General features: G+C 65.9%; 14 protein-coding genes and 1 pseudogene. 11 read left to right on the top strand and 4 right to left on the bottom strand.

All coding sequences use genetic code 11. The features are described from left to right. Positions 1–48 precede the first annotated feature (48 nt). Positions 49–1,011, top strand: a complete 963-nt coding sequence (locus QZM15_RS19725) for a LysR substrate-binding domain-containing protein (protein WP_226233220.1) — start codon at positions 49–51, stop codon at positions 1,009–1,011. Between the two features lie 45 nt (positions 1,012–1,056). Here QZM15_RS19725 and QZM15_RS19730 read toward each other — a convergent pair whose 3' ends face one another. Continuing rightward, positions 1,057–1,659 (bottom strand): hypothetical protein, encoded by a 603-nt coding sequence (locus tag QZM15_RS19730; RefSeq protein WP_226224448.1) that lies wholly within the window; start codon positions 1,657–1,659, stop codon positions 1,057–1,059. 397 nt (positions 1,660–2,056) lie between these two features. Between QZM15_RS19730 and QZM15_RS19735 the strand changes: the two genes are divergently transcribed. The 3 genes from QZM15_RS19735 to QZM15_RS19745 all read left to right on the top strand — a co-directional run bounded on the left by QZM15_RS19735 (position 2,057) and on the right by QZM15_RS19745 (position 3,939). After that, positions 2,057–2,719 carry a hypothetical protein gene (locus QZM15_RS19735; RefSeq protein ID WP_059579449.1) on the top strand — a complete coding sequence of 221 codons (663 nt, stop codon included), beginning with the start codon at positions 2,057–2,059 and terminating at the stop codon, positions 2,717–2,719. Between the two features lie 61 nt (positions 2,720–2,780). Further along, entirely contained in the window at positions 2,781–3,248 is a 468-nt protein-coding gene (locus tag QZM15_RS19740) for a sodium:proline symporter (RefSeq protein WP_302107103.1), read from the top strand. Between the two features lie 226 nt (positions 3,249–3,474). Continuing rightward, positions 3,475–3,939, top strand: a complete 465-nt coding sequence (locus QZM15_RS19745) for a hypothetical protein (protein ID WP_124861522.1) — start codon at positions 3,475–3,477, stop codon at positions 3,937–3,939. 290 nt (positions 3,940–4,229) lie between these two features. On the opposite strand, the gene QZM15_RS19750 is transcribed toward QZM15_RS19745, so the two are convergent. Together QZM15_RS19750 and QZM15_RS19755 are read right to left on the bottom strand one after the other, a co-directional pair. Further along, positions 4,230–5,402 (bottom strand): porin, encoded by a 1,173-nt coding sequence (locus QZM15_RS19750; RefSeq protein ID WP_060310010.1) that lies wholly within the window; start codon positions 5,400–5,402, stop codon positions 4,230–4,232. 147 nt (positions 5,403–5,549) lie between these two features. After that, entirely contained in the window at positions 5,550–5,726 is a 177-nt protein-coding gene (locus QZM15_RS19755) for a LuxR C-terminal-related transcriptional regulator (RefSeq protein ID WP_180278283.1), read from the bottom strand. A gap of 14 nt (positions 5,727–5,740) precedes the next feature. Here QZM15_RS19755 and QZM15_RS19760 point away from each other — a divergent pair. From QZM15_RS19760 to QZM15_RS19770, 3 genes and pseudogenes are all read left to right on the top strand, one after another. Then, positions 5,741–5,833: pseudogene (locus QZM15_RS19760) on the top strand (aldehyde dehydrogenase family protein); the annotation flags it as partial. A gap of 205 nt (positions 5,834–6,038) precedes the next feature. Beyond that, on the top strand, positions 6,039–6,992 hold the full coding sequence (locus QZM15_RS19765) for a GlxA family transcriptional regulator (protein WP_059579434.1): 954 nt from the start codon (positions 6,039–6,041) through the stop codon (positions 6,990–6,992). 481 nt (positions 6,993–7,473) lie between these two features. Next, positions 7,474–8,109: a response regulator transcription factor gene (locus tag QZM15_RS19770; RefSeq protein WP_059579432.1), complete on the top strand. Its 636-nt coding sequence runs from the start codon at positions 7,474–7,476 to the stop codon at positions 8,107–8,109. Positions 8,110–8,127: 18 nt separating this feature from the next. Here QZM15_RS19770 and QZM15_RS19775 read toward each other — a convergent pair whose 3' ends face one another. Continuing rightward, the gene (locus QZM15_RS19775; protein WP_226224446.1) at positions 8,128–9,369 is read right to left on the bottom strand and encodes a sensor histidine kinase; all 1,242 of its coding nucleotides are present in this window, start codon (positions 9,367–9,369) and stop codon (positions 8,128–8,130) included. 364 nt (positions 9,370–9,733) lie between these two features. On the opposite strand from QZM15_RS19775, the gene QZM15_RS19780 reads away from it, so the two are divergent. The 4 genes from QZM15_RS19780 (at position 9,734) to QZM15_RS19795 (ending at position 12,399) form a co-directional block, all read left to right on the top strand. After that, on the top strand, positions 9,734–10,159 hold the full coding sequence (locus QZM15_RS19780; RefSeq protein WP_059579427.1) for a DUF3331 domain-containing protein: 426 nt from the start codon (positions 9,734–9,736) through the stop codon (positions 10,157–10,159). A 180-nt stretch (positions 10,160–10,339) separates the two neighbouring features. Continuing rightward, entirely contained in the window at positions 10,340–10,666 is a 327-nt protein-coding gene (locus QZM15_RS19785; protein ID WP_230951164.1) for a response regulator transcription factor, read from the top strand. Between the two features lie 104 nt (positions 10,667–10,770). Next, positions 10,771–11,625: an alpha/beta fold hydrolase gene (locus QZM15_RS19790; protein WP_099318279.1), complete on the top strand. Its 855-nt coding sequence runs from the start codon at positions 10,771–10,773 to the stop codon at positions 11,623–11,625. A gap of 54 nt (positions 11,626–11,679) precedes the next feature. Then, a complete protein-coding gene (locus QZM15_RS19795) occupies positions 11,680–12,399 on the top strand; it encodes a hypothetical protein (protein WP_060310004.1) in 720 nt (239 codons plus the stop codon). Positions 12,400–12,408 lie beyond the last annotated feature (9 nt).

The following is a 12,408-nucleotide window of genomic DNA, read 5'->3' on the forward strand; positions in this document are numbered from 1 at the left end:
GTGCGGCATGGCGAGATGCTAAGCTAGCGCACAGATCAACACCCGGATATGAATATGGCTCACAGCTCGGCGGCGCGGCGGGCAGACGGTCCGGCGCATGCGCGCCCGGTGGCCGCCACCCCGATGCCGGGCCCGCGGCCGCCGCTCGCGAGCCTGGAGACGGTCTGCACGGTCGCGCGCGAGGGTTCGTTTCTCGCGGCCGCCGACGTCTCCGGCGTCACGCACGGCGCGATCAGCCGGCGGGTGGCCGCCGTGGAAAACTGGCTCGGGATGGCGCTGTTCGAGCGGCATGCGCGCGGCGTGCGCCTGACGCCGGACGGGCAGCGCTTCGTCGGCCGGATCGAGCAGGCGTTCGCGATCATCGACGGCGCGGCCGATCAGTGGCGCTCGCCGCGCACGCCGCGGCTGGTCCGGATGAGCGTGGTGCCCGCGTTCGCGCAGCTGTGGCTGCTGGAGCGGCAGCCTGCGCTCGAGCGTGAAGCGCCCGCGTTGCGCATCGAGCTCGGCATCGAGCTGCGCAACGTGGATATCGCCGGCGGCGAAGCCGATCTGTCGATCCGGTACGGGCGCGGCAACTGGCGTCAGCTTGAAACCCGGCCGTTCATGCCGGAACGGCTGTATCCGGTCGCCCATCCGCGGCTTGCCGCGCAACTGGCCAGGATGCGCCGCGCAACGGGCGATGCCGCGCTGCTCGACATGCCGTTGCTGCACGATTCCGACGTGACCGGCTGGCGCACGTGGTTCGATGCGCTCGGCATTCGATTCAAGCCGCGTGCGCAGGATCGCCGGTTCGAGGATTACAACCTCGTGCTGGCGGCGGCCGAAGCGGGGCTGGGCGTGGCGCTTGCGCGAACACCGCTTGCGGATGCGTATCTGCGGCGCAGCGCACTCGTGCGCGTGAGCCGCCACGAAGTCGATTCGCTGCTCAGCTATCACTTCGTGCATGCGAAGGGCGAGAATCGACCGGAGGTGCTCGCGTTGATGGAGCGGATGGTCAGGGCGCTGGGGTAGGGGGCGCGGCGGATTGCGTAGAATGGCGAGCGGGACGCATGCCTTTCACGGCCGAAGGTCGTCGTACATCGAGATTTCCGCACCCGCGGCATGGGCAAGCGCGAGTGCTTCGGCGAGGTCGTCTTGGCTGACGGCGAACGCCGTATAGGCGTCGTGTCCGGTGTCGAGATGAAGCAACGCGTACCCTTTATCGGCCAGCCAGGCGCCCAGCACGAGCAGCCCGGCCGGTACGTCGCCTTCGCCGTCCCAGGTCCAGCGCTCGGCGATGCCCAGCGTATCGAGCATCTGGTTTGCCTGCCATTCGATTTGGTCGGATGCGCGCCAGTCGACCGAAATGCACAGGCACCAGTTGGAAGGGTCGAGCGTTTCCGGGGCGCTCATGTCGCGTGTCAGTACCCAGTCGAGTATCGACGACGTGTCTTCTCCGGGTTCGGCATCGACGACGTAGGCGACGAGACGGTGACGGGTCGCGGTGTCGAGCGGCTTTACGATGAGCTCGACCAGCTTCGCAAGCGCCGCCAACGCGTCTGGCGATGGCGAGAAGTGATCGCGCAGGATATCGGCATCGGAAACCGGCTCGGGCGCGTCCGGTGTGTCGTTCCGGTCGCTTGTCTTGTTGCCAAACCAGCGCGTGAAAAATCGGATCATGGTTTCTCCAGCATTGCCTCGTTTCGCGGCCACCAACGCGTGCGATCACGGCCGGCAGGGAAGCCGGTTTTCGGATGAAGCCCTGTGTCGATGTCGTCGAGCGTACCTTCGGACTTCCGACGCCACGAAAGGGGCGAGTGTATACGGCACGGGCGGCCGGCTTGCCATGGAAACTCGCGTGGTCATGCCGCTTTATGTCGGCGACCGTTTCGGGACGAATGGAATGCGGCGGGGTTCGGTCGCGGCCGCAGCCGCCGAATCGTTACAATGCAGCCGCGGAAAACGGCGAGATCGCCGCGGTGAAGCGGAACAGTGAAGCGGAATCGAGCCTTTGCCCGATGGCAGGGCGATCACCAATTATTGCAATACGGGTTCAAATTTGCACAAAAGGGAACCGATGAATAGACCAGACAAATCGTCGAAAGCGCGTGCGGCGCTGGATCAACTTTTTTCCGGCCTGGCGCCCACGGACGCGAAGCGCGAATCGCCGCGTCCGGGCAATCCGTTCGCAACGGACGACGAGGTGTCGAGCGCATCCGGCGGTCGCGGCGTCGAAGTCACGTTGTCGACCCGCATCCAGTTGCGCGGTTATCCGAGCGCCGACGCGTTCATGAAGCGCATGGCCGAAGCGTGGGGCCTCGAGTGGGGCACGTACGATAGCGTCCGCGCGGTGGCGACGCTGCCTGCCGGATGGCGTTCGCGCCGGCTTCCGGAAGTCACGCAGATCGTCGACGAGCGCGACGTGCTGCGCGCCGAGAGCAGCCTGCAGGGCGGCGAAATGTCGTATTTGAAGGTGCATCCGCGCTACTACATCGATGCGCGCAAGCGTTTCGGCTGGAGCAAGTCGTCGAAGGCGTCCGACGATCCGGATCTCGACGGCCCCGACTGGAACTGCTTCGTGATCGATCGGGAAAAATCCGTCGAATTGCACGAACTGACGACGTCGTCGTTGAAGGCCGACATGGACAATGCGCGGGCGACGCTGCTGAAATGGCTGGACGAGCACTATCCGAAACATCGCGATCCGTTTGCGTACTGGTCGGACTGCGAAGGGGCGTAGCGGACCGGTTTGCACGGCGGCTTCGCTCGATGCATCGATTTCCCCGCCATAAGGACGAGCATTGAAACAAGCGCGCGTGGTGCCGGTTCTCTGGGCAGCGTTCGGCGCGGCGGTCGGATCGACCGTCATCGAGTTGCTGCTTTGGGCCATCGTCGGCGAAGACGCCGTCCGGAACCTGTTGCGCGATGCGCGGCTCACGGCCGCGATCGTGATGGGGCCAAGCGTGCTCGGCGCGTCCGGCGGCTTCGATCCGCTGGTCATGGGTGTGGCGACGCTCGTGCATGCGATGCTTTCGCTCGTCTATGCGGCCGTGCTGGCACGGCTGATCCGCAGTTTGCCGCTCGTGGCCGCGCTGTTCGCGGGCGGCGCGTTCGGGTTCCTCCTGTATGGCGTGAACCTGTACGGGTTCACGGCGATCTTTCCGTGGTTCATCCCGGTTCGCGGCGCGATCACGCTGGTCGCTCATCTGAGCTTCGGGATCACGGCAGCGGCTGTCTACCATGTCGCCCGACGTCACGCTACGCGGTGATCCCGGCATCGATTGCCAAGGATGTCTGCGACGGACATCCGTATCCCGACCCCTGGAATAACCTGCCGCGCTGTGTCGTTTAGCCGTCAGGAGACCCCTGTACGAAGCGAAGCAGCGGCGAGAGGCGATCGCCGCGCGACGAATCGTGCGCAAGCAAAACGGTGCGCGGGCGTCGTTGGCGACGCTCGGGATCAATGGGTCGGGGGCAACGACGCAGGAGCCGATCATGTGCAACTCGTTTCGATCCGTGACAGGTATCGTCTGTCTCGGCTTTGCCGCGTCCGTCTTCGCGCAAATGACCGACGATCCAGCGGAGAACGGCACGAACTGCCGTGCGGTCGTCGCGCAGGCGAACATCGACGGCACGGAGCAGCAGATCGTGGGGCGCGCGTGTCTGCAAGACGACGGGACCTGGCAGATCGTGCAAGACGGCGACGGCAGCGTGCTTTGGTACCCGGTGGCAGCCTATCCGTATGCCGATCCGTGGTACTGGGGGCCGCCGCTGTTCATCGGCGCGGGTGTGAGCTTCATCTTCGTCGATCGCTTCCGGCGTTTTCACCATTTCGATCACGTCGATCATTTCAATCCGATCGGACATCGCCGCTTCGGCGTGCCGATGGGCGCGGGGTTCCGCCATGGCGCGTTCCCGGTGGGTGCGGGTCACGGGTTCGGCGGCATGCGGCGACATTAGACCGATGATTGGACCGGTGTTGCGACGCCTGTTCGACCCTGGAAGGCGTGCGGCGACTGTCCAGAGCCTTCAGTGCCGGAAACGTGCTGCGGTCCCATGAACCGAGGCCGTACGATTGCCACAGTATTCTCCGTCTGACGAAAATTTCGAAGGTGGGCGTCGGCGGAGACAATTTTTCGAGGCGCTGCCGCCGCTCGAAGTCGTGACGAACGTGAAGACGGCCAGTGTAAACGCGGCAGGCGCGCACCGCGGTGCGCGCCTGCCGTAACGATCGTCGTGCGACGGGACGATCAGAACTTGTGGCGAATGCCGACGATCGCGAGTTCCTGCGTATCGGTGCCCGAGTTCACGCCGTACGAGCCGACCGACGCGGCTGCTTTCACGGTCGCCCCGCTCGCGTTGAGCGTGTTGCCGCTCGCCTTCTGATAGCCGAACAGCGCATACAGGTCGGTGCGCTTCGACAGTGCGTAATCCGCGCCGAGGTTGACCTGGTTGTAGTGCGCGGAAGCCGGGCCCGTCAGCGACGTGTAGTTGTAGCCGACGCCCGCGCGCAGCGCCGGCGAGAACTGCCAGTTGAAGAACGCCGAGCCGTTGTTGAACTTCGCGTTCTGGCTGAACGCCGACAGCGTGTCCGCGCCGTATTGCGTGTTCGAATACGCGAGGCCGAAGGTCGCCGGCCCGGCCACGTACTGGCCGGCCACGCGCACGATCTGGATCGACTTCGCGCTCGAGAAGCCCTGGTTGATCACGGTGTTGAACAGCGTGTCCGAGCTGCTCGACCACGTGCGGACGCCGTTCGCGACCGTCGTGCCGCCGTTCGCGTAGAAGTAGCCGGCGCCGAGCGACAGCGGCCCGTTCGCGTAGCTCGCGCCGAAGCTGTACGTGCGGCCGCTGCCGGTCGCGCCCGCGACGCCGCCGAAGCCGTACAGCGCCGCGAACTGGAAGCCGGAGATCAGCGGGCTCGTGTATTTCACCGAGTTGCTGACGCGCAGGCTGTTGTCGTAGTTGTCGAGATCGCCCGGCGTCGCGAACACGCCGCCGAAGTAGTTGTCCTGCGTGAGGCCCTGCACGAGATCGACGACCGGATCGTACTGGCGGCCGAGCGTCACGGTGCCGTACGTGCTGCTTGCGAGGCCGACGACGGCCTTGCGGCCGAATTCGCGCTGGCCCTGGCCGAGCGCGCCGGTGCCGATGTTGAAGCCGTTTTCGAGCTGGAACAGCGCGGACAGGCCGCTGCCGAGATCCTCGATGCCGCGCAGCCCCCAGCGGCTGCCCGACAGGTTGCCGCTGCTGAACTTCACGAGGCTCGACGCGTTGCTGCCGTTCGCGTTCTGCGCGTTGTGGACGTACGCGATGCCCGCGTCGGCGATGCCGTACAGCGTGACGCTGCTTTGTGCGTGGGCGCCGGCGGTGGCGAGCGCGGCCGGCAGTGCGAGCAGCGCGAATGACCGGATCTGTTTCATGATTGGATTCCCCCGTTGGTCAATTGGTCTGACGAATCGGTGAACGATACGGACCGCGCATCGTCGAGGGAACCAATAAATTGTCGGATCGTTATGAGGCGCGCGGCGATGGATGCGTGCGCAACGGGTTGGCGTCTCGCGCGGGGCCTACGTGTCGTGGCGCCGCGACGCGTTTCTCAGGACGAGCGTCATCAGTTGCCGGCGCGAATCGACGCCGAGCTTGGCGAACGCGCGCTTCGCGTACGTATCGACGGTGGACGTCTTGCGCCCCATCGACTGCGCGATCGCGGCCGACGTCGTGCCCTGGACGAACGACGCGCACACGTGCATCTCGCGTGGCGCTCGCGGCCGGCAACAGCGTGGTGCTCGAGCCGTCGGAGAAATCGCCGCTGACCGCGCCGCGCGTTGCGCGGCTCGCGTTCGCGGCCGGCTCGCGCCTGCTGGCAGTCGTCGTGCGACGGGACGGGCCGAACGCTCGGCCATGTGCGCTGCATGGCCATTCTTTTCTGTCCCGAAAATCTTGTAGCATCGCCGGAGTGCCGGTTGGCATGCCGCGATCCCCGCAGCATGCCCGATTTTCTGTTTGTTGTGGCCCCGCCGGTATGCGCCGGCGGGGTCGATTCGCGTGAGGTCAGTATGCGTCGCATTGGGCTTGTCGTCGTCCCTCAGTTTCAGGTGATGAGCCTGCTCGCGTTGTCCGTGTTCGACATCGCCAATCTCCGCGCCGGCCGCTCGCTCTATGAAGTGAGCGTGATCTCGGAGGATGGCGGCCCCGTGGAGGCGTCGTTCGGGATGTGCGCATCGACTCGACCAGCGCGGCTGTCGGAGCTGCACACGGTATTCGTCGGCGCTTCGCTGTCGACGCCGCCGCTCACGGACCGCATGCGCGAACTGCTGGTCGATCTGTCCGGCAAGGTCGAACGCATGGCGTCGATTTGCCTCGGTGCGTTTCTGCTGGCCGAGGCGGGCCTGCTGGACGGGCGCCGTGCAACGACGCATTGGGCGTTTCTCGACCGGTTCAGGGATCGCTACCCTGCGGTATCGGTGGAGAGCGATTGCATCTTCGTGCGCGACGGCGCGCTGTGGAGTTCGGCCGGAATGAGCACGGCCATGGACATGGCGCTCGCGATGCTCGAAGAGGATCTCGGCCCGGACGCCGCGTTGCAGGTTGCGAAAGACCTGGTGCTCGAGCGCTGGAGGCGCTCGGGGTCGCAGCCGCAATCGTCCGTGCTGATCGACCATCCGGCACGCAGCAATCGGATCCACGACGTCATCACGCACATCCGGGCGAATCTCGGCACCGAACTGACGGTCGACAAGCTGGCCGACGTGGCGAGGATGAGCAAGCGGCAGTTTACGCGCCGCTTCAAGGACGAAACCGGCCTGACGCCTGCAAAGGCAGTCGAGCGCATTCGGCTCGAAACGGCCCGGGATTTCGTGACGAGTTCGTCGTGGACCATCGACACGATCGCACGGGAAACCGGTTATGCGGATACCGAGCGGATGAGGCGGTCGTTCGTGCGCGCGTTCGGCCATCCGCCGCAGGCCTTGCGGCGGCAGCGCAAGCCGGAACACACGGACACCGACTGAGCGCGGCTGGCCGATACCGGATCCCGCGCTGCAACATCATGGCACGAAAGGAGGGAACTGCGTCCCTCCACGCGCGCCCATCGTCAATAGAATGTTCTTCGGGCGGTACCTGCTCGGGCAAGCCGAACCGACGACTCGTCAACAGCGGACCGCACGCTCGTCCGCCCACGGTTTTGTGAACCGTCCTCGGTAGCCCGCGTCATGTCGCCAGGCTGGAACCGGCCGTGTGTGCCGCACGGACGCGCCCGGTCGCCGATTGCGTTGCCGCACGCGCGAAGCGTGCCCGGCATGGGTAGGCACGCCGTGCCGATGCGCCGCATGACGCGTACGTCGCAACCGCCGAAGTGGCGCGGATCAGCGAAGCGCTGTGCGGGGCGCGACCGGCCTAGCGGGTGGCCGGGTCGGCGCTCGTCGTCGGCACCGTATCGGGCGACACGTGGTTCGCGATGATGAAACTGAACGGACGGTTGGGGCGCAGGATATGTCAGATGCAGCGATGAAAGACGATTCGACGGCTGTTGTATACGTCGTCGACGACGATCCGGCCATACGCGCATCGCTCGATACGTTGTTGCGATCGCTGGGCCTGCGCGTCGTGACCTTCGCGAGTACCGCCGAGCTGCGCGCGACGCACAGGGAGAATGTCGCGAGCTGCCTGTTGCTCGATGTGCGGCTGCGCGGGGAGAGCGGGCTGATGTTTCAGCAGGCGTCGGACCGGCCATCGATCCCGATCGTCGTCATAACCGGGTTCGCGGACGTCGAAGTGTGTCGCAAGGCGCTGAAGGGCGGTGCGGTCGATTTTCTCGTGAAGCCGTTCACCGACCACGAGTTGATCGACGCCGTGAACCTCGCACTGTCGCTGGATGCGGCACGGCGAGTCCGCAACGACACGCACGACGAGTTGCGGCAGTCGTTCGAGCTGCTCACGCGCCGCGAGCGCGAAGTGCTTGCGTACGTCGTCAGCGGCGCGCTGAACAAGCAGATCGCGTCGCATCTCGGATTGAGCCTGATCACTATCAAGCAGCATCGCGCATCGGTGATGCGCAAGATGAATGCATCGTCGCTTGCGGATCTCGTGCGCAAGTCCGAGGCGATCGGCGTGCAACTGGCGACATGACGCCGCGCGCGGCGAGCGTCATGCGGCCGGGTCGGTCGTGCGCGGGCGGGCCGGCAGCGCGAACGAGAAGCAGCAGCCGGCGCCCGGTTCGCCGCGTGCCCAGATGCGCCCGTGGTGGGCGTCGACGATCGAGCGTGCGACCGTGAGGCCCATTCCCATGCCGTCGGATTTGCTCGTGAAAAACGGCTCGAAAAGCTGATCGATCGACTGCTGTTCGATACCCGGCCCCGTGTCGCATACGTCGAACACGACTTCGGCGCCGCTCAGCCTGGCCGAGACCGTCAGCGTGCGCGCGTGCGACGGGCCGCTTTCGATCGCCTGGATGCCGTTCATCATCAGGTTCGCGAGCACCTGCTGGACCTGCACGGGATCGGCGAACAGGTGTGCGTCGGCATCGATGTCGCTGTCGACACGAACGTTGCGTGCAGCGGCTTCCGGCCCGATCAGGAACAGGGCAGCGTGCACGGCGTCGGCGGCCGCGAAGTCGACGCACTTCGCCGGCGCCTTGCCGATGAAGCCGCGAATCTTGCGGCAGATCTCCGTCGCGTCGCGTGCCCACCGGGCGGCCTGCGTGATCGCGGCAGCGGCTTCGGCGACGTCGGGCTCGTCGCGCTCGAGCCAGCGCAACGCCGCTTCGGCCGACGAACCGACGGCCGACAGCGGCTGGCTGACCTCATGCAGGATCGAGGCCGACATCTCCGCAAATAGCGACACGCGGGCCGCGCGTGCGGCTTCCGCGCGCAATACCGCGAGCCGGTCGCTGTTCTCCTTCTGTTCGGTCACGTCGAACGCATAGAAATGCAGGCGCCGGTAGCCGTCCTCGTGCTTCGGCAGCGAGCAGCGCCATACGATCGGTACGCGGCGCCCCTTGAACGTCACCAGCGTGCGCTCGCCCTGGCAGGCGATCCGATTTTCGTAGATCGCGCGCAGCACCGCGCTGTTGCTGAGCCGGTCGGCCGGCAACAGGATCTCCGCGTGCTGCAGGAAATGTTCCTTCGACTCCGCGTCGAAGAGTTGCACCACCGCGTCGTTGGCCGCCACGAACGCATGCAGCGCGCGCAACCGGGCGACGGCCTGCGGATGCTCGTCGAAATAGCGGTCGATATCGGAGACCCCGGCCATCTTGAGTTCCTTCACCGCGCGATAAACGCGCGACCAGTCTTCGATCAGGATCGGTATCGGCGCCGACAGGAAGAGCTCGCTTTCCGCGGGATGAGGGTCGGCAGGCGGGGCGATCGTCGGGGCTGCGGACGTGGACATGGGGACGTGGTGCTCGCTGAGGCTCGCGCGCGGCGCGAAACCGGATGACCGGAAGTGAAGCATCGGGACGACGAACGACGTGCGCGTCCGACTTCGATGTACTTGCAACTATAAAGCAGATCGCTGCGTGTTGCTGACCGTGACCGCGGGCGCATGCAGGCCGGCGCGACGGTCAGACTTTGGTATGGGAGGGCATCGACCACGGTCTGATGGATCGCAGAAAACCGTTCCTCTAGACTCGATTCCAACGTGAGTGAAGCGCGCGGCGCGGAGATAGCGAAGAGGCGATGTTCGCGATGCGTCGATGCGACGGGCCGATTGCGCAAGCCGCGCATGCGCGTTCAATGCGAGGGGAACGGTAGAGATGACGCAGCCAACGTGTGCATACGACGATGTATTCGAACGCGCGCTGATGGGCCTGCTGGATCCGTCGAGAACGGCGGGCGCGCCGGGCTCGCATCGGCGGCGCGTGCGCGGCAAGCGCAATGACGGCGCGCGCGAGGCCGCCGCGCCGGCGGCGTCGCGGATCAGGATCGTCGAGATTCTGTCGGATACCGCTGTCAGCGTGCGCTGGAGCGACCCGAGGTACGGGCATTTCGGCGAACAGCTGTGGCATTGCGTGACCGCGAGAACCGCGTCACGCTGCGTGCTGACCGGTGCGCCGATCAAGCCGGGCGATCGCGTGTATCGGCCGAGGGGGCGCGGCCGCACCGTTCCGTGCAACTGGGACAGGATGATCCATGCCGCGGCAGTCGCACCCGCGTCGTCCGCTAGCGCGGACGGCTGGTGACGCGCGAGCGGGTACGGTCGGTATCGACCGCACCATACCTCGGCATGATTGCCGGCACAGGGGGCGGTCGGTACGCTGTCCGAAATCCGGTTGCGTTCCCGGCCCTGCCAGCGAGCGTGGCGTCACGCGAGACACTCTGTGCACGACAAGACGGTTTGCATCATCGACGATGAATTGGCGATGAGACAGTCGCTGGAATCGCTCGTGCGCTCGATGGGCGTGCGCGTGAGGCTGTACGCGTCGGCCGAGGCGTTTCTCGAACACGGCGCGAACGGGACGTCGCACTGCATCGTGTGCGATATCCAGATGGCCGGGATGTCGGGCATCGAGTTGCTCGCCGTGCTGCGCGCAGGGTGTTGCGACGTGCCGATCATCTTCGTGACCGCGCACCCGAGCGCGCGCCGGGCGCTCGAAGCGAGACGGCTCGGCGCATTGTGCGTGCTGGAGAAGCCGTTCGATCCGCGCGAACTCGTGCAGTGGGTGATGCGCGCGCTCGCAGGGGGCTGAATGGGCGGCAGTGCGGCATACGGGCGCGGCAGCGGTGCGTTCGGGCCGCGTCATCGCGACCGGCATGTCCATTACGTGGTTTGTTTCGAACGACGGGAGAACTGATGGAAAACGATAGTCCGAGCCTCGGCGCCAGAACGCAGTTCGTCGACGTCGATGGTCGACGCCTCGCGTATCGCACGTTCGGCAGTGGCACGCCGCTCGTGCTGTGCGTGCGCTTTCGCGGAACCATGGACACGTGGGATCCGCTGTTCCTCGACAGTCTCGCCGAGCAGGGCTTCCAGGTCACGATCTTCGACTACAGCGGCCTCGGGCAGTCGGGCGGCGAGCGAACCTATCATCCCGCGTCGCTCGCCAAGGACGCGATCGACCTGATCGTCGCGCTCCAGCTCGGCAAGGCGGTGATCGGCGGCTGGTCGGTCGGCGGGATGGCCGCGCAGATCGTGCTCGCGAAAGCGCCGCAGCTCGTCACGCACGCGGTGCTGATCGCGACCACACCGCCGGGCCAATTGGTCAAGGCCGGCGAACCGTTGTTCTACACGATGGCGAAGCGCGAAAACGACTTCGAGGATTTCGTCACGCTGTTCTTCGAGCCGGCCTCCGCCGCGAGCCGCACGGCGGCCGAACAAGCGGCCGCGCGCGTCGCGCGGCGCAAGGTCGACCTGGGCCCGGCGGTGCCGGTTGCGTGGGCCGGCGAGCAGGTCGGCGACGGCCCGCGAAACCCGGCCTTCCCGGTCGATGCCGTGCTCGATGCGCTGCGCTCGACGTCGATTCCGGTGCTTCATGTTGGCGGCGATCACGACATCGTGTTCCCGGTGGAGAACTGGTATGCGCTCAACGGCCAGCTTCCGACGCTGCATCTCGTGACGCTGCCGCGGACCGGGCACGGGCCGCAACTCGAGTATCCAGTGGCTTGCGCCAGACACATCGCGGCGTTCGTCGGCGTGCACGCAGGCTGATCGCGCACGCAATGAAGGAATGAAGAAGTCGTTTTTTATTGTTTAGGATGACAAATGGAAGATCTGGTTGATTTGGCGATTCGCGCGGCAGGTGGAATGGAGCGCTTCAAGCGCTTTCGCAGCGTATCGGCGCAGTTGCATCACACGGGCGCGATCTGGGCGCTGAAGCAGCGCGACGGCGTGCTCACCGATTCGCGCGTGACCGTGCAGTTGCACGAGCAGCGTGTATCGCATGCCCCGTTCGCTCCGACGACGGACCACTCGGTCTACACGCCTTCGCGCGTCGAGATCCGGCGCGACGACGGGACCGTCGTCGATACGCTCGACGCTCCTCGCGCATCGTTCGACGGCTACGAAATGGAGACGCCGTGGTCCAACGCACAGCTGGCGTACTTCGCCGGCTACACGATGTGGACGTATCTGACGTCGCCGTTCCTGCTGCGCCACGACGGCGTTCGCAGCCGCGAAATCGCGCCGTGGACCGTCGACGGGCTGCCGTGGCGGCGGCTGCGTGTCGAGTTCGCGCCGGAGATCGCGACGCATAGCGCCGTGCAGACGTTCTACTTCGACGCGGACGGGCTGCTGCGCCGGCACGACTACGAGGTCGACATCCAGGGGCGCAACGCGGCTGCGCGGTACATCAGCGACTACGTCGACGTGCAAGGCATCCGGATGCCGACGCGCTTCCGGATTTATCCGCGTACCGACGCGAACGTAGCGCTGCCCGCTCCGTTGATCGTGGGTGTCGATCTGTCGAACTTCCGTTTCGAATAACGAGGCAAT

Origin of the sequence: Burkholderia sp. AU44665 (genome assembly GCF_030504405.1) — a bacterium.
Taxonomy (GTDB): Bacteria; Pseudomonadota; Gammaproteobacteria; order Burkholderiales; family Burkholderiaceae; genus Burkholderia; species Burkholderia semiarida.

Coding starts and splice junctions, on each gene's coding strand:
- QZM15_RS19725 (WP_226233220.1), top strand. CDS start 49: ATGAATATGGCTCACAGCTCGGCGGCGCGGCGGGCAGACGGTCCGGCG.
- QZM15_RS19730 (WP_226224448.1), bottom strand. CDS start 1,659: ATGATCCGATTTTTCACGCGCTGGTTTGGCAACAAGACAAGCGACCGG.
- QZM15_RS19735 (WP_059579449.1), top strand. CDS start 2,057: ATGAATAGACCAGACAAATCGTCGAAAGCGCGTGCGGCGCTGGATCAA.
- QZM15_RS19745 (WP_124861522.1), top strand. CDS start 3,475: ATGTGCAACTCGTTTCGATCCGTGACAGGTATCGTCTGTCTCGGCTTT.
- QZM15_RS19750 (WP_060310010.1), bottom strand. CDS start 5,402: ATGAAACAGATCCGGTCATTCGCGCTGCTCGCACTGCCGGCCGCGCTC.
- QZM15_RS19765 (WP_059579434.1), top strand. CDS start 6,039: ATGCGTCGCATTGGGCTTGTCGTCGTCCCTCAGTTTCAGGTGATGAGC.
- QZM15_RS19770 (WP_059579432.1), top strand. CDS start 7,474: ATGTCAGATGCAGCGATGAAAGACGATTCGACGGCTGTTGTATACGTC.
- QZM15_RS19775 (WP_226224446.1), bottom strand. CDS start 9,369: ATGTCCACGTCCGCAGCCCCGACGATCGCCCCGCCTGCCGACCCTCAT.
- QZM15_RS19780 (WP_059579427.1), top strand. CDS start 9,734: ATGACGCAGCCAACGTGTGCATACGACGATGTATTCGAACGCGCGCTG.
- QZM15_RS19785 (WP_230951164.1), top strand. CDS start 10,340: ATGAGACAGTCGCTGGAATCGCTCGTGCGCTCGATGGGCGTGCGCGTG.
- QZM15_RS19790 (WP_099318279.1), top strand. CDS start 10,771: ATGGAAAACGATAGTCCGAGCCTCGGCGCCAGAACGCAGTTCGTCGAC.
- QZM15_RS19795 (WP_060310004.1), top strand. CDS start 11,680: ATGGAAGATCTGGTTGATTTGGCGATTCGCGCGGCAGGTGGAATGGAG.